Raw genomic sequence first — 23,827 nt, forward strand, 5'->3', positions numbered from 1 at the left:
CTGATTCACGCATTTTGTCCGTGTATAGGTTTACAATTTTGAATTAAATTGTGTCAACCTATTTCAGTACATGACCTACGCCTTCTTATGATCTTGATCCCGTACAGCTGTCGGGATGTAATTCAAATGATCAGGAAGTGAGAAACAAATGTCAGCAAATTGAAACTTACAATTCGTAGGCTGTCTTTGCAATGACCGCTTACGTCCCAGGCTTTGTTCAGTTTGGGTGGAATTACTTTCGAAGCTGTACGGAATCCACCCGGTCCCACCATCAATCGTAATTCTACACCTAGGAGGGTAGACTATTTGTGAGTTTGGTTGTATTCCAATTGCAAATTGGAAGGATAAAAGGGTGTAATTGCAAATTACACCCAGTCCCACCATCAATCGTTATACTACACCCAGAGGGGGAATTTCCTTCGTTTTTGGTTGTAAAGTCGAATGGAAGAGCTGTTATAATCATTACAATGTCAAAGCGCTTTAAATATTCAGGCGTAAATTCTAAGCTATCAACGATTGTTTGATATCCATCATTTTTGGCAAGGTCAGTGAAGGGTTTGATAAAATCCCACTGAATAAAAAAGTTATGGTGAGCACCATCTAAAAGAATCTTTGCCCTTTTCTCCCTGTCGTAGCATCAGTACTTTGACAACGTCTAGTGGGTGGATGGCGATGGCGCTAGGCGTATCCGCGACAATTGTCGGGATGAAATTACGCCTTCCTATCAGCATGATCCAGCATAGCTATCGGGATGTAATTCAAATGATCAGGAACCTTCTTTCGTTAGAGAATTTGAATGAATAGTCCAATTTCATCCCGATTGCTATCGTGGATGGAAGGATAAAAGGGTGTAATTGCAAATTACACCCAGCCCAAAATCAATCGCTAATCTACACCTAGTGGGGGTGGAATTGCAATTTCACCCCAGCCGCAGCATAAGATGTATTCTACGCCTAGGGGGGGCCTTCATCAAATGATCTATCCACCTTGGATGTTTATTTTTTATCAATTATACTTAAAAGAATCTTTGTATAAGGGCTGATACCTAGGTCACTTCTACCATCAAAATTTACCCCATCTGATTCTAAGGTAAGCATAAATCCAGATAGATATAGTTCTTCTTGCTTCTCAAAATCAACTTCTGAACCTTCATTAATTTTCCTTAAATAATTTAAATCAGGAATAAAGAGTTTTTGCACCAGGTAAGACAACCGTAAGAACATTTTGTAATCAATCTCTCCCTTTATACTGGCAGCAAACAGCTTTCCTATAATTTCAGGTTTCTCTAGATCTTCCAACTTATCAATTATTAACAATAAAGCCAATCCTACTTTTTTATTATACTCTTCATTTTTTTCAACCTTTGAAATAAAATCTAACCTTTCTTTTTTTGTAGTTGAATCTAATTGAGTAAAAAATTTTAGTATTTTTTTTAAAAATAGCCATTCTTGGGTTTTTATTCCCATTTTAACAAAACCCATTATTGAGCTAACAATAGGTAAATCTTTTAAAACACCATCATTCAAAAATGAATCTAATGTTACTTCAGCTAGATCGATATTTATTTCTGATAAATCAGAAGTCTCTAGTGTATTTTCAATTGATTGCTCTAATTCGATCATAAAATCTGAGGATTAATTATCAATAATTCAATTTAAAAAGCAACGGAAATTAGGATGGTTCTTAGCATATGAATTAGCAATTTAAATAACCAAGATTTACTTTTTGATTAAAGCTTTCTTTTTCGAATCTAATTGCGTCCCGGTCGCTATCATGGATGGAAGGATAAAAGGGTGGAATTACAAATCCCAGCCGGTCGTAGCATAAGACGATATACTACACTCAGATGGGGGGTGTAATTGCAAATTACACCCTGCACCACAATCAATCGTTAAACTACACCTAGGAGGGGTGGAATTTCTTCGGACTGCTGTCCGGAATCTATCCGTTCCTAGCATCAGACGTTATACTACACCTATTGGGCTAAATTTTAGGTGTGGTTTATTTTCGTTTATGATTTACCCTATAGTCAGAATCTTTTTCCGAAAAAGATGAAATATACCCTTTATTGACCAAAATGGTTAATAACTGCCAATTGTCATGATCTTGAGGAATTCTTGCTTTTGAACTTATATCAGTAATCCATGCAAAATTTCCTCCTAAATTAGTTAAGAAAGATTCAATGAAAAATTGGTCATATCTGCTCGAATTTTTGACAAATAATCTTATTCGCTCTTGTACTGGTATTTGATTGTTTATAAGAATTGAGTTTAAAACATTCTCACTAACCACAAAAGAATTATCCGATAGAAGAATGGAGCTCAACAGTTTTAAATTTCTATTAGTGATAATTGTTTCTTCAGAACAATTATTTAATATTTTCAATTTTTCAAAATTAGTTAGGGTGGAAGATTTTAAGATCGATTCCAAATCATCGCTGTCAAATGTAAGTTGATCCAAGATTTTAAAATAATCACCCTTTCTTTTTTCAAGTAGATTGATATTTAATCCATCAGATTTTTCTTTTAATGAATTAAAACTCTCAATATTAGGGTTTAAACAATTATTATTAATGAGCGCTCTAATTTTGTTGTCGGATAATTCTTCAAAGCTCAAATCACTGTACCACCAAGAATTAGATTGAGTAATTAAATCGTATGAATTATCTTCTATTTTGTCATTTTGTAATAGCTTTTTCCAAAATTTGCCATAAAGATTTTCAGAATTTACCTCTTTGGGAATTTTATTCCTAGACAATTCTTCTGCATTTTTAATTAGATTGATAAATACAATACTGGATTCCGTAATTTCTAATTCAGTTTTCTCTTCTCCTTCTTCAATAATTTGGTTATTGTAATCGTAAAGTAAATTTTCCCATGTAGGAATGATTTTATTGTTCTCTAGGAGTTTAGAAAACAACTTAGAATTGTCAATGGCTGAAAGTTTTGTTATTTTAGTTTCGATTTGGGAAATAATAGATTCCTTAATATCAATTTCTAAATTTTCATTGTTGAGTAGCTCAATAAGATGCTCTTCCTTCTCATTAACATTCGTTGGAATTTTTAGGTACACGTTTTTAATATAATCAGCGATATTTGACTCAACATGTTGGATTAATAGGTCTGCCTTTGATGTCTTAATTGCAAAGTAGTTTGAGTTATCAAATTCTACTTGGAGAAACATTCCAAATTTCTTGATGATTGAAGCAACCATTTCAGTATTTATATGATAATAGTTGCCTTTATAAATGTATGAAAGCATTTCATCAGGCGAGTTTTCAAAATCAATTTTTCTAAAGACTATTCCTAATTCCTTAATAATTTCTTTTGTCTTGTTGTGGTTATTAGAGATATTCAAGAAAAAGGGATCTGAGAGAATAATTTGAGCAAAGGAAGATTCGTTTGAAATTTCTGTAATGGCTTTTTTATCCGCATACTCAATAATGCTTGTAAAAATTGCTCTCTTTAAATCATCCGAGAAATCAGGGTTGGATTCTATGAATCCCCAAACATTACTCCACTTGTTGCAGAGCATCTTTATAAATTTTTCTAGCTTTTGTGATGTTTCAAAATAGCCTTTTATGAAATCGACTGAAATTTTTGATTCGTCTTTAAGTTTATTAAAGATTGACTCTAACTGATTATTATATTGATCGGAATGGGCAAGTAAATAATCTAAAATGTCAAAATTTAATATAAAATCTGTTTGAAAATCGATCAAACTAATTTTCGAAAGTAATTTTTCAATTTTATAAAGTTTATAATCAAATGGTTCATTTATAGAATTTTTGATACTTATGTGAAATTGGTAGTCAGCTCTTGTTATGCTTTCTTCATGAAACAATGATATGTAGTCTAAATAATCTTCTGCAATGTATCCATTTCGTAATAAGATTGTTATGAAAGTTTTATTGAGGTTTTTACCTAAATTTATTTCAAATAAAAACTCATCAGACTTTAATATTTCTGCAATTTTAGAAATTCTAATTTTTTGTTTTTTCTTTTCTAAATCAAAAATTTTGTTTTTTAAAGGAGTGATCTTCCCATTTTTTATCTCCTTAACTTCCTTTTCTTTTTCCGAATAAGATTTATATGGGTCAAGTGTCTTTTCAATTTCATTGAAATTCTTTGTTAAATTTACTTGTTGAACTTGAGTTCTATAATAAGTTTGGTAGTATGTATAACTATCTTTCTTTAAATATTCAAAATTTTTATCATTAACTACTTCATCGATTGAAACCACCTCATTATTTATTAAAAATGATTTAAAACCTGGAAGTGATTCAATTATTCTTATGACATAAAGCAACCTGATATCTTTTAAGTTAGTTATGAATAGGTTTTCGTATTTTCTTATTTGGTCCTTATTTTGTTCTATTTCATTATCTAACTCACTAATTAACTTGTTTATAAAAATTGCTTTTGAACTAAAAACAGTGTGAAGATCACCTTCATTATTGCTAAGCCTCATAAAATCATTTGGATATATATTTTTATAGGTTAAAATGGCAAACAACTTGTTCTGATTCAGCGTCTCATTTAATTTTTGTTTATACAAGTAAAATTCATTGGAAATATTATGAAGTAACCGCATATCATCTATAAAAAAGGATATATCTTCAATTAAATTATCGCTCAGTGTGTACTGAAACTGATTTTTCTTTTTAAGTAATATTTCGCTTGAATTAGATGAGTTAATTACAGGAATGACTGGAATAATAAAATCAAAGAACTTTGTTCTTTCTCTATCAGAAAACATATCATCTCTAACAGCATATACAAAGACTATTTCTTTGCGTTTGGTTTTTTCTGAATTATTAAGAAGTAAATTAACTTCTCTCAGCTTCGTAAAAATTTCAGATTCTTGAAATCTATCTAGGTCTTCAATTATGACAACATTATAAGGTCTTATTGAAAAAAAATAAAGGATTTCATCAATATGATGATTTAAAATTGACTTATTAAGGTTATCACCTATACCTATTTCAGCACTTTGAATTTTCAATTTGTTAATAGTAACGGTGCTAATAATTCTTACAGATTTTAGTATTAAAATAAATATCCCTAAGGCAATTATAAAAAAACCACCATAATGAATAATATTTCTTGTGGTTCCGCTGAGGGTAAAATCTTTAAAAACACCTTGAATGAAATTGGGATTGAAATAATTATACACTGATATTAACAGCAATAAATATCCTAAAGACAAAAGGAATATTCTTTTTAAACTATAACTTTTTATTTTTTTGAATCTTGAATCAGGGATTTTATTATCCTCCTCATGATAAAAAATTTGTTCTAATATACTTGTTTCAATTAGTCTTAATAGTTCGGTTTTTTCGACTTTAATTTCTTTACCGTTTTCATTAACTTCTGGTTTTTCTTCCTTAAAAGTTGCTAAAGAGATATTCAAAAATTTTAAATCATTTCCTACGTAATTTTTTTGAAACGTTTTCAAAATACTACTTTTGCCTGAACCATATGGTCCTGTTAAAGCAATATTTTTAATATCCCCTTTTTTTCTGTTCTTTAATGCCCATAATAAGGCTTTTGAATAATGTCCATTTTCATCACCATTGTCAATTGGGGATAATGAAGAGTAGCCTATACTTTCATTGCTTTTTTCTCTAAATTTTAATTGAATTACCTGGAGATTTATAATTAAATATTCTAAGAAGTTGAGAATTTGTTTTTTCATCTGTTGGATTTTAAAAATTAATTTCCGGGCTTCAAATTGGGAAAGCTATTAAAATATAATGTTTTTAGGCTGATACCACCAATTTCTTGTCATTTTTCAATACCCTAAACATATAACTAAAAACCTATAAATCCAATCCTGTCACCTAAATTTTGGATTGAAAAAATTCATTGGGAAAATAAGGAATCAAAAAAATCAAAACCTGCTTATTCTAACTTTCCCCCATTTTCAGCTTTCCTTTTCTGATGATTTTTTTGGCTTCGGGACCTTTGATAGGACCTGCTTTTTCATCCAGCCATACTATGGCACCGGTAGGGCAGCGTTGTATCGGAAGCTGTGTCTGATGTCTTCCGGAATAGTTGATCACTGGAAGATTGTACTTCATGGTAATGAGATCGGGGGCATCCATGGCGCATTTGCCGCAGGCGGTACAGCCGACTTCGCAGTCCTCGAGAACACCGTCGCCTGCTTCCTGACTTTTGCAGGCCACCCAAAGCCTTTGGCTGATGGGATGGAGTGAAAAAAGGTCCTTGGGACAGACTTCCACACAGTCTCCGCAGGCGGTGCACTTGGCTTCATCGACCACGGGAAGCCCAAATTCATTCATCGAAATCGCATCAAAATCACAGACCGTCTCGCAGTCTCCATGACCGAGACAACCCCAGGAACATCCCTTGCCACCACCCGAAATCAGCGCTGCACCCCGGCAACTTGACAGGCCTTCGTATTTGGCACGGTTGACCGCGACATTGACACCCCCGGCACAAGCCAATCTTGCGACCCGTTTTTCTTCCGCGCCTGCATCCACGCCGAGGTAGGAAGCAATGGCTTTTCGGCCATCCTCGCTGCTGACGGTACATTTTCCGGGCAGCATATCTCCTTTGACCAAAGCTTCCGCAAAGGGTCGGCATCCTGGGAAGCCACAGGCACCGCAGTTGGCGTGGGGAAGCATGCTTTCGACCTCATCTATCCTCGGATCCTCGTAGACATAGAGTTTGGTATTGGCCACGATCAGCATCAGTGCCAAGAGAAGCGTCAGTCCGCCGAGTGCAAGTAAGGCTGTTAGGATGGTCATTTGGTGGATGGTTATTGGTTAATGGTTATTAGGTGGTCGGATGACCGATGTCCGATGACGGATGTTGTCGTCACCCTGAGTGAGCGAAGGGTCTCTTTTATTCTGAGATCTTTCATCCTTCCCGAAATACGGGACAGGCTGTACCTCGGATTCAAGATGAAGTAATTGTGGGGCCGTCACTCTGAGTGTAGCGAAGAGTCAATCCTAAAATAAATAGATCCTTCATTCGTCCCTCATTCAGGATGACGTAATTGTGGGGCGTCACACTGAGTGTAGCGAAGTGTCTCATCAAAATACATGAGATCCTTCAGTCGTTCCTCCTTCAGGATGACGCAACACCAACAGCGGTCATCGGTCATCGGTCATTTTTTCAATAAATCACCTCCGCCCACTTCTTCCCTGCAATCAATTCCGCTTTCCTGTTTTCCCACTTCTCTTTTGATCCCATGATATTGATAAATGCCTTATTGAGGTTTTCTTTGACTTTTTCATATCCTGCGATGTAGATGTAGGTATTGCTGTAGGAGAGCATCTCCAACACCTCTTCTGCTCTTTCCTCGATCGCAGCATCCAATGAAATCGGATCTTCCCAATGTGGCCTTGGGCTCAAAGCACTGAAGGCTTCGAAAGTGGCTTCGTCGTAATAGCTTGTCAAGTCCCCGTCTTTGTCATTGAGGTATAGCAGTTCCAAACCGCTTTTTGCGCCGTAAAACAAACGGATCTTTCCTTTCCAGTCTTTCACATCTGCATAGATATGCTTCACAAATGCCCTGAAGGGTGCAATACCTGTTCCCATTCCGATGAGGATCAGGTTGGAGTTTCTGTCTTCAGGGATTTTGAATGGCAGTTCAAAAGGTCCCGTTACGTTGATCACATCGCCAACCTCCCGGTCACAGAGGTAGCTAGAGCCTACGCCGTGATACAGTTCCCCGTTGAATTCATCCACATAAGAGCATCTTTTGACCAGCATGGTCAGGAGAGTTTTACCATTTTCTTTGGAAGGAATATCGGCCACACTGTAAAGCCTGTGGTGGTATTCATTTCCAAAATCGCTGTCATGCTTCACGAGTACGCCAAAGCTTTGGTCAACCTTACATTGGAACCCCGGATCCTCCACTTCAATCATGATTTCCCGGATTTCCTCTGTATTGGCAGGCGTCAGGCGCTTGGTTTTCCTGACTTTCGCTTTGTATTGCGTTTTTGTATTGAGGTCTGATAAGTAGGTCATTGTTGTGCTATTTAGAAGTTTGTTTTTTATTATTTAGTTTGCTCTTATTTATTAGGATAATGTCCACAGACCACAGTCCATGGTCCACAGCCCGTTTTTTTGGTTTTAATCTTTTCATCTTCTTTCAATCGTTTCCGTCGACCGTCGACTGTTGTTCTTTTTGTACTTTTTACTGGTTACTGTCTACTCTGAACTGACTAATTTCGAGTACCATCGACTGTCGACCGTGGACTGTGGACTAAAATCCGAAAACTGCCCACTGCAAACTGCCCACTGCAAACTGCCCACTGTTTACTGCAAACTGCCCACTGAATCTCCTTCCTTAAACAATCCACCGTGGACCGTTGACTGTCGACTGTGGACTGAAAAACTGAAAACTGCCTACTGAAAACTATCGACCGTTGACTTCCTCTCACACACCTTCACACATCCACAATTCCCACAGCTTCTTCTTTCGGCGAGGACATCTTCATCTGAGATGTTTTCAGAGAAGGTTTTGCGCCAATAGGATTGGACCAAAACCCAAACCAACATCATCCCCACCAACCCCAAAATCCCGATCACAAAACTCCAAACTGTTTCCATTTTTTTTTTTGCTTACTGTCTACTTCTTACTTCTTACTTTTCACTTCTTACTTCCCACTCCCCACTTCCATACTTCCCACTTCCATACTTCCCAACTTCCCCACTTCCCACTTCCCCCTAAGACCCCAATCCCGAAAATCCCATAAATGTCAATGACAAGATCCCTGCGACCAGCAAAGTGATCACGGTACCTTTGACGACTTTTGGCACATCGGCAAAATCAAGTTGCTCCCTGATTCCCGCCATCAGGATCAGGGCAAGGGTAAAACCAATTCCTCCACCAAATGCGAAGGCAAGACTGCCGAAGAAACTATATCCTTTTGCTGTCTGAAATAGAGCGACAGCCAAGATGGCGCAGTTGGTTGTGATCAAAGGGAGGAAAATCCCCAAGGACCGGAAAAGCGCCGGGCTCATTTTTTTGATGACCATCTCCACCAGCTGAACAGTGGCGGCGATGACGACAATGTAGCTGATGAGTTGCAGAAAAGGCGCATTGATGGCCACAAGCAGTGCATGGATGCCAAAAGCACAGACCGAACTGATGATCATGACAAAGGTCACAGCAGCACCCATTTTTGTGGCAGTTTCCATTTTTCCCGAAACACCGAGAAAGGGACAGATTCCGAGAAAATAGGCGAGCACGAAGTTGTTGATCAAACTCGCATTGATGAATATGTACCAAAGGGATTCAGATTTCATGCTTTTGCTTTTTTAAGTTTGTAATTGTTGAATAGGAAAAGCCACAGGGCCAAGGTAAAAAAGCCGCCTGCCGGAAGGATCATGATGATCCATTCCTGAAAGGATTCAGGGAAAATCATGAATCCGAAGATGCTGCCATTTCCCAATATTTCCCTGACAGCACCGAGGCAAAACAGGGCAAACACGAAACCCAATCCCATGCCCAAGGCATCCAAGGCGGATTTTCCTATGGTATTTTTGGAAGCAAAGGCTTCAGCACGGCTCAGGATAAGACAGTTGACCACGATCAGGGAGATAAAAGCCCCAAGATTCTTGTGCAGATCCACACTGATGGCTTGGATCGCATAATCCACCATGGTGACGAAAGTGGCAATGATCAGGATATAGGAAGCTATGCGGACTTGCTTCGGGATAAAATTGCGGAGCGAAGAAACCAATATATTGGACATGATCAGTACAAAAGCCGTTGCCAATCCCATTGCAAGGGCGTTGATGGCGGAATTGGAAACCGCCAAAACCGGACACATCCCCAAAACCTGCACAAAGACAGGATTTTCGCGCCACAGCCCTTTGATGAATTCATCTGTGGAGCTTGGTCCTGCTTTCAAGTCGGTGGTTTTTGTTGGTGTCATTTTGAGTTGTTAAAATTGGCATTTGTTGGTGCGTCATCTTGAATCCGAGGTACAGCCTGTCCCGTTTTTTCGGGAAGGATGAAAGATCTCCTATCATTTTTGAGATGCTTCTCCGCCGCGGCGGATCAGCATGACGAATCCCGTAAAATACGTCATTTGGAGGTTGGGTTTATTGCCGAATTGAATACTTCCTGTTGCTTATAAATCAAGGGAACCATCTTTGCCGAACTCTCGCCGATGATATTGCCGATAGCACGGGACGAAATGGTGGCACCCGTGATGCCATCGACTTCCCAAGGGTTGACTTTTTTACCTTCCTTTACCGGGACTACAGGATTTTGGATTTTACTCAAATCTTCTGTCAGTGCCACGGTCAATGCATTGAAATTGGCGAGGAAATCTTCGTCCTTTTCGATTTTGTCTCCCAATCCCGGGGTTTCCTTGCTTTCCAAAACATAAAATCCTACCACAGTTTGCGTCTCGGGATCATAGCCATACAGGATCCGAAGGATGTCTGCATAACCCTGTCCGCTTGCTTCGATGGCGATACCTTTGAAGACATCCGTTTCGTCATATCCTGCATAGACAAGGGTCTTGCTTCTGTCTTTACCATCTGAGGGTACGAATGTTCCCTCTGCTGTCAGTTCAAAAATCCTTGTTTTGGAGATGCCGGGGACAACTTTGAATACTGCTTTTTCGAGTGCTTCGGCTTTGAGGATTTCGATCCTTTCTTTGGTGCCTTCATAACTCAATACGATCAGCAAAGCACAGATAACGCCAATGCCTACCATGGCAATCAGCATTTTCTTGCTACTTGCGTTGGTATTGGGTTGGGTCGAGATGGTCTTGTTTGCGCTCATGATTTGGTCTTTTTGGTACCGTAAACCCGCGGCCTGATCAGGTTGTCAATGTGTGGCGTAAGTGCATTTCCCAAAAGAATGGCATACATCACCCCCTCGGGAAGTCCGCCCCAAATCCGTATGACGACGACTATCAATCCGATAAATGCGCCATATACCACCACGCCTTTTGGCGTGATCGGCGAACCGACCATGTCTGTTGCCATAAAGACCGCCCCCAACATCAATCCACCGGAAAAGAGCATGAATTGGGGTGAAGGATAGACTTGGTTGTCAATGAGATCTAGTATACCGCTCAGGACAAATACGGTAGTAAGGATGGCGACAGGGATTCTCCAGTTCATCATTTTCCTTACTGCCAAATAGATTCCTCCTAGAATAATCAGGACAGCGGAAGTTTCTCCCGTGGATCCGCTGATGAATCCAAAAGCAAGGTCTGCAGTATCCGCTGTGACTTTGTCAAACTTGAATGCGGTTAGGGGAGTAGCACCCGAAATCCCATCTACCACAGGGGTAGAAAAGGGGAAAGCGGCTACTGACTTTGAAATGCTGTAAAATCTTCCTTCCAAAAAGGAGGGATGCCAAGTCGTGATGGCGACCGGAAATGCAGCTTGTAAAAAAGCCCTTCCGACCAAAGCAGGGTTGAAGGCATTGCTGCCCAAACCTCCAAAGACAAACTTTCCGATGGCGATCGAAACGATCCCTCCGAGGAATGTCATCCATAGCGGAAAGATCGGTGGCAAAGTCAGTCCCAGCAAAATGCCTGTGATGACTGCCGACCAATCCGAAACGGTAGAGGATTTTCCTGACCATCGGCAAAGGGCATGTTCCGTCAAGACGCTCGAAGCGACTGCGGTAACGATCACCAACAGGGCATTTATCCCGAAAGAAACCACTGCAAATATCACAAGAGGCATCATGGCATAAACCACATGCCGCATGATCATATCCGTACTCATTCCTTGTCGGATGTGCGGAGAAGTGCTGATATGTAGGGTTTTGCTAAACATTGGCTTTTGCAGTTTTTTCAGCGTTGCGTTTTCTGATAATCCCCTTGGACAGTCTGAAATACTGTACAAGCGGGATATTGGACGGGCAGACAAAGGAACAGGAGCCGCATTCGAAGCAATCCATCAAATGGAATTCCTCGGCCATGGTATCATACCCTTCTGACTTTGCCAAAATGCCCAATTTCGATGGATTCAAAGAAATGGGACAGGCATCCACACAGGCCCCACACTTGATGCAGGGAAATATTTTTTCTGTTTTCGGGATATTGTCCTCCCCAAAAACCACAATACCTGATGTTCCTTTGACAATGGAAATATCCAGATTGGAGACTGCCACACCCATCATCGGACCGCCCATATAGACTTCGCTTATGTTTTCTGCTGCGCCGACCTGCTCGAGAACATACCGCAAAGGTGTTCCTACGGGAATCAGGTAATTGCCTTTTTTCTTGACACCGGGACCGGTGATGGTAATCACCCGCTCTTGGATTCCCTGACCATGCGGCAGCAGCCTGCCAATCTCCGCAGTGGTGGCCACATTGACCACGACCGCATTCACATCTATGGGCAAGCCTCCGGATGGAACTTCCTTACCGAGCAAAGAAGTGATTAGCATTTTTTCGGCCCCTTGGGGATATTTGACCGGGACTACCTGTACCGTCACAGGAAGGTCTGCAGGAATGAGTTTGGACAAATGGTCTGCAGCATCCTGCTTGTTTCCTTCAATACCGATGATAACCTGCTTGGCACCGGTGGCTTTGATCAGATAGCGGATACCTATGAAGATATCATTGGCCTGCTCGAGCATGACCCGGTGGTCGGTGGTGAGGTAGGGCTCGCATTCGATGCCGTTGATGATCAGATGGCCGCAGACCTTTCCTTCAGGGATTTTGAGTTTGACATGGGTGGGAAATGCCGCACCTCCCAATCCCACAATCCCGGCATCTTGGATGCCTTTGAGGATTTGTTCGGGAGTTGCGGTATCCAGAGAAATAGGGATTCCTTCATTGACTTCTTGACCTGAATAATGGAAAGTCTCAATGTAGATCCCTTCGGTCATCTGTCCTGAAATGACAGGGACTTTAGCGATTTTCCTGATTTTCCCTGAAACAGGAGCATGAACCGGCACGGACATATAGCCATTGGCTTCTGCCAAAAGTTGCCCTCTCACCACTTCCTGACCTTCCTTCACAATGATGCGTGAAGGAGCTCCTATATGCTGCTGCATGGGAAGGATGATAAGAGGAGAGAAAGGAAACTGCCGGATGGGCAATTTATTGGTCTCCTCTTTGTTTTCCGGAGGATGAACCCCGTGTCGGAAGGTATGTGATTGAAGGTTCAGCACGGTATCAGTTGAATTTTTCTCCCCTTTTGATCCATTTTTCTGCATCGGCAAAATTCCTGTCTGCAGGTAAACCCGGGTGGATTACGCCTGCGGTGCATTTTTCGGCAGCTTTGACCAAGTCCATATAAGGTCCGCCATCTGCATTTTTGATAAAGGCTTTCTTATCCTTGTTGTAAGCAAATATGTTACCGTTGAGTTTGGTACATTCATCGCAGGAAGTGCAAAGTTCAGTCTCGATCCAAGGTGCCATTGCGTCACCTGCGGCAGCAGCTTTTGGAGCGCCATTCCCATTTGTCTTTGGCTCTTCCTGTACCAAGTCCATGATTCCTGCGCCGTCATCTCCGGCCATTTTCATCAGGCCTCTTGCAATCCTGCTGACTACTTCAGCGCGGACTTTGCTTTCCACATCTTCTTTCGGAAGTTCTTTGGTACCGGAAACTCCTGCAATGGCCCTGAGCATGATCCAAAAATCACGGCGCTCTTCGCAGGATTCTACCATTGGTTTGGCTACCAAAACCCTGCTGAGCAATTGCTTTTGGTCGACAGCCCAGATATAAGGGAATTTTCCTTCTCGGGCACTCTTGTCCATCTCAAGGAATTCGGACAAGACGACCATATTTTCATTCCAGGTGTCTCTTGGGGCTTTTCGGAAATGCTTCCTGAACCTTGCCTCGGTGATCGCAAAATCTGCAAAAGTCATGGCTACGGTCATGGTTTTTGGCCTGCCACCTTCGATGTATTTCAACTCGTAGGTTGGCCACAATTGATCCATGGCAGGGTTTCCATCCAAGTCGAATGCTTCCTGAGGGGTTTTTCCTTTGTCGGGATTGTACCTGAAAATCGGATAGGCCCTTGATTCCATCGCCAACTTCGCCTGATGTGCACCAAGGTCATCGGCCACGCCATGTTCGGGTTGGCAGGTAGTGTAGAGGTTGAACAGTGCCGGACGCTTGGTCAGCAAACCTTCGATAAATCCTTCGATCATGTGGCTTGTATTGGCCAAAGTTCCCTGCATCACATAGGTATTTCTATGCGCCATGGCGATGAGACCGATTTCTTTTCTTGGTTCGGACTTGCCTTTCCAGACTTTGCCATATTGCGCCATGTCAGAAACCTGCCCTATAAATCCTGAGGTACAGGCCTGACCGCCGGTGTTGGAGTACACTTGCGTATCGACAACGATTACCTTGATGGGTTTGCCGGAGGCCATCATCCTGGAAAGGTTTTGGAATCCGATATCATACATCGCACCGTCACCGCCCAAGGCTACTACCGGAGGACATAATTTCCATTCTTCATCTGTGAATTGCTCCCAATTGAAGTAGGTGAAGAAGTCTTTTTGTTCTTTGACATTGTAATTTCCTTTGAGCTCCATTTCAGCTTTTCGGATCAGTTTGAACCCATCTGACATTTTTGACATATGGCCTTCAAAGATCCCCATCGCCAGGGAAGTACTGTCCTGGAACAGGTGGTTTGCCCAAGGGAAAGGATAAGGATTGTAAGGATAAGTACTTCCCCATACCGAGGTACAGCCTGTCGAATTGGTCATACCCATGCTGGATCGGCCTTTTCCCGTGGTTCCTCCCGTGTATCTCCAGAGAAGGCTTTTCAGTCCCGAAAGGATATTGGTAGTGTTTGTCAGCCAATCCGGATCGATAGGGTCTGAACCTTTTTCTGATTCCATCCTACTGGCAATTCCCGAAATAGTCAGGTCCGTTCCGTGGTTTTCTGCGACGATTTTAGACATCAGGTCGGTGTCCATGAGGTTCATGGATTTCATCAGCCTGCTTTGGATATGCTTTTCCAGTTTGTCTATCAGGCTTTCTAGGTATGCTACATGTTTTTCTACACGAGGAAGCATTAGGGATTCGACAGTAGCCATAAAGAGGTGGACGACTGATTTCTCCGAGCATCCCAAACAAGCCCCGTCACCACTCGCAAAACTCTGGTAAGCATTTTTGTCAAGGAGGATGGTTTCGAGTGGACCGATTTTCTCTTCTAGATCGTCGATGCGGTTGTATTTCTTTGGCGTATTGGGAAGGTCGGACCAAACGCTCCATTCTTCTCTCAATCTTGAAATGGAATCGTCAGTTTGCTTGACCACTTTCAAGGCATCGTCGTTACAGACTTTCACGCATTCCATACAGCCTTTGCAGGTGTTGGGGTTGATGGTGATGCTGAACAAACCGCCGCTGTTTGGTTGCTTTTTTTCGTGGAGGTCATAATAAGGTCGGGTTAGGGCAAATTGAAAATCTCCCAATTCTTCCCTGAACCATCCAAGCTCCATTCTCAAAAGGGAATCTTTTGCCTCTGTTTCCAATACATTGTCAATGGCTTCATTGATCAGCATATTGACCGTGACACCCTCATGTGGTTCATTGAAAAGCGCCCTGATTTTTGGTTCCAGCTGTTTTACTGTTTTGGGAAGAAACTCCAGTTTGTCATGGTTTCTTTTTACCCTTTTCAGAACGGTATCGAGCACATCCGAAAGTTCGCTGACCAATCCGGGTATAGCTGTATCGGGACAGATGGTGTAGCAATTGCCACAGGCAGTACAGTTGTCGGCGACCCATTCCGGGTGTTCGAACCGGATGCCTGTCATGTCTCTGAATACAGAAGTGGCTGCAGGGATGACACTGAGACCGATAAATGGATCCGTGAGGTTGTCATTACCTCGACCGCTTTGGTAGAAGCTGCCTGTCTGCTCCCAAAACCGGTGGATATCAGTTAGGTTGGATTGGCTTTTTGGAGCGTCTTTCAACATGGTCGGGATGACAGGAATCAGCTGACCGTTTGATTTTTCGGTCTGCAGTCCAAGGACTTTGTTTTTGATTTCATAGACTTCGTCAAAACCCCGTCTGACGACACGCATGTTGTCATCAACTACGCGTTGACCTTTGCCACCGAATTTGTGTTGCAATTGGTCCTCGATGGCTTTGAGCAGGGCGACATCGGTCAACCCTGATTTTTTCATCAGCGGAGAGGCTGCGAAGAAAGCCCCTTGGAAAGCAATCCCCTGCATCCTGAGCTGGAGTTCGGGATCTGTGGCTTCTTCTCTTGCAATCTTGAATCCATCTACATAATATACATGGATGTCATTGTCTATGATGGTTTTTTGGTAATGCTTTGGAATGTCCGCCCACACTTCATCTGCAGTTTTTCTTTCACTTTGGATTATAAATGCGCCGCCGTTTTTCAACCCCGCCAAGGCATTGGTATGCTTGAATACATTGGGATCGGGAGAGAGCACCACATCGACAAAGTAGTATTCGCAGTTGATGGTGATAGGCTCGGGAGCTGCCGCCAAATAGTAGGTGGTCGGCTGACCTTTCTTTTCAGAGCCATATTTCGGATTGGCTTTGATGTCATATCCGAGCAGGTCAAAAAGCGTCATGGCCAGGTTTTTACCTGTCGTGATCGCGCCCCAACCACCGACGGAGTGGAATCTGACGGTGATGGCGTCCTTCGGCATCAGGTTTGGATTCTCTGAACCATGGACAGCGAGTTCCTTGACATGGGGATAGGCTTCCTGTATATTTTCCTGGTGTTCCCTTTGTTTTGGGGTGAAGGCATTTTCCCTGATAAAGTCAATGGAGAGATAAAACCTCTTTTTATGCTTGCCATCCGGCAACATATTTTCTACTGCGCCGATGATACCTTCGGGCTGAAGGTCACGGCTGCCCATACCAAAAGAGCCTGTGTACAAAGCGGGCATTTCACCGGCAGTGTAGGAGGGAAGTTCGGGATAGGGAAGGTCTTTTTTGTGGTTTCCATTTTCGATGCATTTGGTAATGACGGAGCGGACTTCCCGCATGATCGGAGAATCCTCAGAAAGCGGTTGGTCCAATCTTTCCAAAATAGTCACGCCTTTTTTTCCTTTCAGAATTTTCCCCAGAAGATCTGCCGGGAAAGGTCTGAACATCACAAGGTCAACGACCCCGACTCTCAGTCCACGAGTCCTTCTCAAATAATCCACCACAGCTTCGGCACTTGACACGACACTGCCTTGTCCGAGGATCAGGTATTCGGCATCTTCAGCCCTATAAGTCATCACCCTTTCATACTTTCTGCCGGTGAGGGCATAAAAATCTTCAAAAGCCTGATCGGTGATGTCCTTGATATGGTCAAAGAAAAAAGGCCTCTGTGCGGCGACACTCTGCATGTAGGAATCCTGATTTTGGACGATACCTGCCATCATAGGATTGTCCACATCCCATACTTCGGGGATTCTACGACGCATATCGCCATAGATCATCCTTTGTGCCGGAGTGGGAGTGGGGATAATGTCGTCAGGCCGTCCAAGGTATTCTTTGATCAGTTCCCTTTCAGGAAGCATCAGAGACTCGATAAGGTGGGTGGTCAGGAATCCATCTTGGGCAATAACCCCGGGGTTCAGGGCAAGCTCGGCGATTTTGTGGGATATGATATTGAGGTCAGCAACGTGCTGTGCTTTTTTGGCGAACAGTTGGAAAAACCCTGTATCGTCGATGGCATGGTAATCATCATGGCCTGCATGGACGTTGAGGGTGGATTTGGTCATGGCACGGGCACCGATGTTGAGCACGTAGGTGAGTCTTTTGCCGACAGCGGCATAGAGTGACTCGTGCATGTAGGCGATACCCTGTCCGGAGGAGAAATTGGCCGAACGCAATCCCGTCATGGAAAGACCGGCAGTGACGGCTGCTGCGGCATGTTCACCTTCCGGCTCTATAAAAATCAAAGGCCTATCCGATATGTTGAGATGGCCTTTTGCAGCTTCTTCCGCCCAATATTCACCCATTTGAGTGGAGGGTGTGATGGGGTAGGCTCCTGCGGCATCGGAAGATTCCCTTTCACACATGATGGCGACGGTGTTTCCATCCATCGCAACCCTTGTTCCGGGGTATTTGAAGTTATTTTTTTTATTTTCCATGACATTAAATTAGTTTTTCAAGAAACTGAAATGGTAAGGGATTGGGAGGTGAAAAAATTTTATAGGAAAGGATCCCGTGGATTTTGTGAAATTTTCAAGGTCTATTTTGATCAGTTCAAACCCACTAGATTTCGGGTTTTGTCCGCCAAATCGATGAATTCGTTAGATGTGTGGCTATTCATCCACAAATCCTCGGGATCACCTTGACGAAGGAGAGGATCAAGATTGAGTTTCTGAAAGGTGGGGTTGATATTGCGGCATTTACCCAATAAATCAGCGATCGAACTTGAATGAGAGACAGCCTGACCCTGACCGATAAGGTATCCTGCCATGTATTTTGTGATTGCCTTATAGGCATGCTTGCATACCATATAGTGTACGACATCTTCTTCGGGTCTGCAGAGTTCCTCCTTGGCTGTTTGGAGCATTTCGTCTGCTTCTTCCAGGATGTTTTGTGATTTAAGGTTGTTCATGACAGGAGATTTAAGGTTGCTAATGGATCTTTGTAATGTGTTAAAAGTATCTAGTTATAATAGATAAAAACCTGACATAAATCAGCCAAAACCATGATTTGCATCAATGGGGAAAATAAGGGATTAGAAATGGCAAAGGGGTGGTTGTGATGGATTTACACTATAGGTCACAGAGGATGCAGAAGAAGTGGTGAAGGGGAGGGGTTGGGGATTCAAAAACGGTTTCCAATAAAATTTCCAGTTCATTCAATTGAAAAAGGTAACCAATGGATTCCCTCCAACCATTTCGGTAATGAGAATTCTCCTATTTAAAAGATTCGTGACCGAAATACCTAACCCATCCGATTCTAAACCATGGGCTGCGGTGCATAAGGATCAGGGAAAGTATGAAATGGAGTGTAGCACCTTACCCATGGCTACCCATATTTCGCCCACTACGGGGCTGTATGTTCTAAGTAAAGGTCCAAATGAAGGAATTCCAGGATCCTTATCGTTAGTAAAAACCTCCCATGGAACACCTGCGGGGAGGAAGCGAAATTCCGGGCCTGCGAGGGCACATGGGGAGGAGGATTATTTCGCTAGATTTTTTTGGTTACTTTTTGTATCATGACAAAAAGTGACACAAGAAATAAACACGAATCAATTAATCATCAGGATTGAAGAGTTGAAATGATAAAATTTCCCCAACCATTTCGGTATTTATGATTCCCCACCTAATGAGATTCGTGACCGAAATACCGAACTCATCCTATTCTTTACCATGGGCTGCGGTGCATGAAGATTATAGTGGGCACAAAAATCAGTGCAGCACCTTGCCCATGGCTACTCAGATTTCGCTCCGCCGCGGCGGACTATTTTTTCTAATTAAAGGTCCAAATGAAGGAATTCCAGAATCCTCATCTTTAGTAAAAAAATCCCATGGAACACCTGCGGGGAGGAAGTCGGCGGACCGGGCCGGCGGTGGGCTAGAGCGTGGATAGGATTCTGCCGACTTGTCTTTTTTGGTTACTTTTTGTGATAAGACAAAAAGTGACTCAAGAAATAAACGCGAGTCAATTAATCACAAGGATTGTAGAAAAAAAACAATAAGATTTTCCCAACCATTTCGGTAATGAGAATTCTCTACTTTAGAAAATTCGTGACCGAAATACATAACCCATCCTATTCTTTACCATGGGCTGCGGTGCATGAAGATTAAAGTGAATATAAAAATCCGTGCAGCACCTTGCCCATTGCTACCATATTTCGCCCGCTACGGGGCTGTTGGTCGAAGGAGATCCAAGAATAGAATTTTCAATGGATTACTTTTCAGTAATTTTATACTTCAGGTAGATACTCTAATGGAACACATGTGGGGAGGAAGAAATTTTACCGGGCCGGCGTGGCACCGTGTGGGGGAGGATTAAAATTTCTTGAACTTTTTGGTTACTTTTTGTTTCAAGACAAAAAGTGACTAAAGAATAAAACGTAAAGAAAATCGGCAAGAATGTTAAGAGTATTTTAAAGAAATTCATCCCAACCATTTCGGTAATGAGAATTCTCTACTTTAAAAAATGCGTGACCGATTCCGATAGTTATCGGGACCCAATCATCCGATTTTAAACCATGGGCTGCGGTTCATGAAGATTAGATAAAGTATGAAGATCAGTTTAGCACCTTGCCCATGGCTATTGTTGTTTCGCCCGCTTCGGGGCTTAATTTCAGAATCCTCAACCTTAGTAAAAACCTCCTATGGAACACCTGCGGGGAGGAAGAAATTTTACCGGGCCGGCGGGGCTTAGTGTGGGGGAGGATTAAAATTTCTTGAACTTTTTGGTTACTTTTTGTTTCAAGACAAAAAGTGACTAAAGATTAAAACGTAAAAAAGTTGGTAAGAATGTTAAGAGCGTATTTACGTAATTCATCCCAAACCATTTCGGTAATGAGAATTCTCTTCTTTAGAAAATCCGTGACCGAAATCTCGTAATGATCCGATTCTAAACCATGGGCTGCGGTGCATAAGAATTAGAGAAAGTATGAAGATCAGTGTAGCACCTTGCCCATGGTTAATATTGTTTCGCCCACTTCGGGGCTTAATTTCAGAATCCTCAACCTTAGGAAAAACCTCCTATGGAACACCTGCGGGGAGGAAGAAATATTACCGGGCCGGCGGGGCTTAGTGTGGGGGAGGATTAAAATTTCTTGAACTTTTTGGTTACTTTTTGTTTCAAGACAAAAAGTGACTAAAGATTAAAACGTAAAAAAGTTGGTAAGAATGTTAAGAGCGTATTTACGTAATTCATCCCAAACCATTTCGGTAATGAGAATTCTCTTCTTTAGAAAATCCGTGACCGAAATCTCGTAATGATCCGATTCTAAACCATGGGCCACGGTGCATAAGAATTAGAGAAAGTATGAAGATCGGTGTAGCACCTTACCCATTGCTTCTATGTTTCGCCCGCTTCGGGGCTATACTAAAAATAATTGATCAAGTTGAAGGAATTACTGAATCCCAATAATGAACAATCCACCTACTTAAAACTTGGTAGCTACCTGCCTTTCAAAATTGATCAAAATCATGGTTCCGTTACTGACATCTTGTATCAATTTTCCATCAATCTGACGTGTAAGCAAATCCACCAACTGGGACCCAAAACCCGTTCCCAATGCCTTTCCGATCAAGGGTTTGCCCACTCCGTTGTCACTGATTTTTAGTTGGAAATTGTCATTATTCAGATTTTTCAAACTCAATTCAATCTTCCCTTTTTGTCCCTTTGGGAACGCATATTTCAAAGAATTTGTCAGAAGTTCATTGACTATCAAACCCAATGGAACCGCCGTATCTACATCCAGTTCGAGTTCGGCCATCTCAATATTTACTTTGATCCTGTCGGTCTCATTATAAGAATCCAAAATGTTTTCACAGAGGTTCTCAAAATAATTTTTCATTTCTATAAAAGCCAATTGCTCGCTTTGATAAAGTTTCTGATGTAAAATACCCATTGATTTCACCCTGTTTTGACTTGACAACATGACCTCCTGCATATTGGGATCGTCTATTTTGGCAAACTGTAATGCCAAAAGACCTGACACGACTTCCAGGTTGTTTTTGACACGGTGGTGGATTTCTTTAAGCAACAATACATTTTCATCATTTTTTGTTGAAAGCTCCTTTTGCGTTTGGGTCAGGTCAGCAATCATAGCATTGAGTTGGTGGGTACGATCTTGCACTTCCTGCTCCATCGCAAGAAATAGCCTGCCATATTGATTGGTGATATAAATGTAAATTCCCAATGGATAACTGATATAAAGCAATACCAGGTCCAGATAATAAAGCGAGGTACTCAGCGAAATGATGTCAGAGCTGACCATTCTATTGACCAAAAGGAAAACAGATGTTCCGATTGCCCCAAATGTCACATACAGCGCACCTTTGTTTTTTTCCTTGATGGCTATCCGCATGATCACCATCATCAGGATAATGACTGCGAGGATAATGGTCGCATCAAAAAGTATAAAATTGAATATATGGACAAAGTAATTGAAGGTTCTAAATAATGCCAACCAAAACAAATGCTTTGTCCAATGGAATTGCCGGATCCTGAATAACAAACTCAGAGAATATGGTAATAAGCCATACCCTAAACCAAAAGCAGTGGAATTTAAAATACTGCTGAAAATCGGATTGGTGAACCCATTAAGATTTACAAACAGAAGAATGTGGGCACAGACAGCCGCACATAAAAAGAAAAAGGTGATCAGCGTAATCACTAGGTAAGGTTCCTCTCTTCTGAATTTGATATACAGAAGCAGATGCAACACCAACAATATAAATAGCACTACAACAATCACTGAGAGGGTTGCAAAGCTATTGGCATAACGATAATCTGAAAATTGAGCGCGGACTGCAGCCGAAAAACCGATATTAAAGCCCAGGTTTTCGGAAAAATACCTGAAGATCTGATGGTTTCTTTTGGCCTGATGGTTTGAAAACCTGACCGCCAGGGTATGCTGTTCCTGTGCTGTGATTTTCAATGGCCTGTCACCTGCGTAGTCGGGAGTATAGGTTTTTTCCAGTTGGGGATCCCTCGAGAAATTCCCATAAGTCTCCACAAGCTCCCCATCAAGATAGATTTCCGCTGCTCCCCAAGAGTAGAAATAGAGCCTTTCAATGGATTCAATTGTCTTAGCGTCTGCGGTAAATGTAATCCGCCACCATCCATACCCCGACCAAAGGCTATCCGGCATTTGGTAGGCTTTTAAGCCGGTTGGGTCGATCTTGTACCAATTTGAGTCATCAAAATCAGGATTTGCCCATTCCCGATGGTCACCAGGTTGGTACCGCCAACCGTCTTTGAATTTTAACTCGAGTAAACCTTCCTTAAACAGGCCATCTTCGATGTGAGGTTTTTGGGCATAGCAATCTAAAGTACTGATATTGAATATTATAAAGACATATACTAAAAAGTATAGATATTTTGATATAGATGGTTTCAAATGAATTTGGTTGCAATTCAGCATATACCAAACATAAATTTATTTTTTGAGATTTGTAAAAAAAAGTAAATCATTTGATAACGAAAAAATAAAATAGAGGCGAAAATATAAGGAGAAATTATGATTTAGGTAAAAGGAAATCAGGAATCAACGCCAACCATTTCAATGACTATTATTATATCGCGTACTTTGGTGCTTAATTTCAGAATCCTCAACCTTAGTGAAAACCTCCTATGGAACACCTGCGGGGAGGAAGAAATTTTACCGGGCCGGCGAGGCATAGTGTGGGGGAGGATTAAAATTTCTTTTCTTTTTTGGTTACTTTTTGTGATAAGAAAAAAAGTGACACGAGGAAATAACACAAATCATTTAATCATCAGGATTGAAGAGTTGAAATGATAAAATTTTCCCAACCATTTCGGTAAGGAGATTTCTCTTCTTTAGAAAATCCGTGACCGAAATATCTAACTCATCCGACTCTAAACCATGGGCTGCGGTGCATAAGAATTAGAGAAAGCAAGAAATGCAGTGTAGCACCTTACCCATGGCTATTGTTGTTTCGCCCGCTTCGGGGCTTAATTTCAGAATCCTCAACCTTAGTGAAAACCTCCTATGGAACACCTGCGGGGAGGAAGTCGGCAGACCGGGTCAGCAATGGGCTAGAGCGTGGATAGGATTCTGCCGACTTGTCTTTTTTGGTTACTTTTTGTGACCAAGCCTGCCCCGTATTTATCGGGGACAAAAAGTGACACGAGGAAAGGTCATGTACTGAAATAGGTTGACACAATTTAATTCAAAATTGTAAACCTATACACGGACAAAATGCGTGAATCAG

16 protein-coding genes are annotated in these 23,827 nt (G+C 41.8%); 3 read left to right on the forward strand and 13 right to left on the reverse strand.

The features are described 5' to 3' along the window. Positions 1-995 precede the first annotated feature (995 nt). The 12 genes from MMU07_RS20725 to MMU07_RS20780 form a co-directional block, all read right to left on the reverse strand. Positions 996-1,622 (reverse strand): hypothetical protein, encoded by a 627-nt coding sequence (locus MMU07_RS20725; protein WP_241128519.1) that lies wholly within the window; start codon positions 1,620-1,622, stop codon positions 996-998. Between the two features lie 379 nt (positions 1,623-2,001). Next, positions 2,002-5,697, reverse strand: coding sequence for a YobI family P-loop NTPase (locus MMU07_RS20730; RefSeq protein WP_241128520.1), 3,696 nt, complete (start codon positions 5,695-5,697; stop codon positions 2,002-2,004). 211 nt (positions 5,698-5,908) lie between these two features. Beyond that, positions 5,909-6,772 carry an RnfABCDGE type electron transport complex subunit B gene (locus MMU07_RS20735; RefSeq protein WP_241128521.1) on the reverse strand — a complete coding sequence of 288 codons (864 nt, stop codon included), beginning with the start codon at positions 6,770-6,772 and terminating at the stop codon, positions 5,909-5,911. Positions 6,773-7,142: 370 nt separating this feature from the next. Beyond that, the gene (locus tag MMU07_RS20740; RefSeq protein ID WP_241128522.1) at positions 7,143-8,000 is read right to left on the reverse strand and encodes a ferredoxin reductase domain-containing protein; all 858 of its coding nucleotides are present in this window, start codon (positions 7,998-8,000) and stop codon (positions 7,143-7,145) included. Positions 8,001-8,381: 381 nt separating this feature from the next. Continuing rightward, the gene (locus MMU07_RS20745) at positions 8,382-8,585 is read right to left on the reverse strand and encodes a hypothetical protein (RefSeq protein ID WP_241128523.1); all 204 of its coding nucleotides are present in this window, start codon (positions 8,583-8,585) and stop codon (positions 8,382-8,384) included. 117 nt (positions 8,586-8,702) lie between these two features. After that, positions 8,703-9,284 (reverse strand): electron transport complex protein RnfA, encoded by a 582-nt coding sequence (locus MMU07_RS20750; protein ID WP_241128524.1) that lies wholly within the window; start codon positions 9,282-9,284, stop codon positions 8,703-8,705. Beyond that, complete coding sequence (gene rsxE, locus MMU07_RS20755) at positions 9,281-9,916, reverse strand: electron transport complex subunit RsxE (RefSeq protein WP_241128525.1); 636 nt, start codon at positions 9,914-9,916, stop codon at positions 9,281-9,283. The genes MMU07_RS20750 and rsxE overlap by 4 nt, the downstream gene beginning before the upstream one ends. 152 nt (positions 9,917-10,068) lie before the next feature. Further along, positions 10,069-10,776, reverse strand: a complete 708-nt coding sequence (locus tag MMU07_RS20760; RefSeq protein ID WP_241128526.1) for an RnfABCDGE type electron transport complex subunit G — start codon at positions 10,774-10,776, stop codon at positions 10,069-10,071. Next, entirely contained in the window at positions 10,773-11,786 is a 1,014-nt protein-coding gene (locus tag MMU07_RS20765; protein WP_241128527.1) for an RnfABCDGE type electron transport complex subunit D, read from the reverse strand. Before MMU07_RS20765 ends, MMU07_RS20760 begins: the two co-directional genes overlap by 4 nt. Then, the gene (gene rsxC / locus MMU07_RS20770) at positions 11,779-13,131 is read right to left on the reverse strand and encodes an electron transport complex subunit RsxC (protein ID WP_241128528.1); all 1,353 of its coding nucleotides are present in this window, start codon (positions 13,129-13,131) and stop codon (positions 11,779-11,781) included. The genes MMU07_RS20765 and rsxC overlap by 8 nt, the downstream gene beginning before the upstream one ends. A gap of 4 nt (positions 13,132-13,135) precedes the next feature. Next, positions 13,136-18,043 (reverse strand): 2-oxoacid:acceptor oxidoreductase family protein, encoded by a 4,908-nt coding sequence (locus MMU07_RS20775; RefSeq protein WP_241128529.1) that lies wholly within the window; start codon positions 18,041-18,043, stop codon positions 13,136-13,138. Between the two features lie 110 nt (positions 18,044-18,153). Continuing rightward, a complete protein-coding gene (locus MMU07_RS20780) occupies positions 18,154-18,516 on the reverse strand; it encodes a HEPN domain-containing protein (RefSeq protein ID WP_241128530.1) in 363 nt (120 codons plus the stop codon). Positions 18,517-18,808: 292 nt separating this feature from the next. Here MMU07_RS20780 and MMU07_RS20785 point away from each other — a divergent pair, with 292 nt between their 5' ends. Both MMU07_RS20785 and MMU07_RS20790 read left to right on the forward strand, forming a co-directional pair. Next, on the forward strand, positions 18,809-19,126 hold the full coding sequence (locus MMU07_RS20785; protein ID WP_241128531.1) for a hypothetical protein: 318 nt from the start codon (positions 18,809-18,811) through the stop codon (positions 19,124-19,126). A 91-nt stretch (positions 19,127-19,217) separates the two neighbouring features. Continuing rightward, complete coding sequence (locus MMU07_RS20790) at positions 19,218-19,496, forward strand: hypothetical protein (RefSeq protein ID WP_241128532.1); 279 nt, start codon at positions 19,218-19,220, stop codon at positions 19,494-19,496. A 1,534-nt stretch (positions 19,497-21,030) separates the two neighbouring features. Here the strand turns inward: MMU07_RS20790 and MMU07_RS20795 are convergent. Continuing rightward, positions 21,031-22,992 (reverse strand): histidine kinase dimerization/phosphoacceptor domain -containing protein, encoded by a 1,962-nt coding sequence (locus MMU07_RS20795; protein ID WP_241128533.1) that lies wholly within the window; start codon positions 22,990-22,992, stop codon positions 21,031-21,033. A 523-nt stretch (positions 22,993-23,515) separates the two neighbouring features. Between MMU07_RS20795 and MMU07_RS20800 the strand changes: the two genes are divergently transcribed. After that, positions 23,516-23,704 carry a hypothetical protein gene (locus MMU07_RS20800; RefSeq protein WP_241128534.1) on the forward strand — a complete coding sequence of 63 codons (189 nt, stop codon included), beginning with the start codon at positions 23,516-23,518 and terminating at the stop codon, positions 23,702-23,704. Positions 23,705-23,827 lie beyond the last annotated feature (123 nt).

The sequence above is a fragment of the Cognataquiflexum nitidum genome, from assembly GCF_022538055.1.
Lineage (GTDB): Bacteria > Bacteroidota > Bacteroidia > Cytophagales > Cyclobacteriaceae > Cognataquiflexum > Cognataquiflexum nitidum.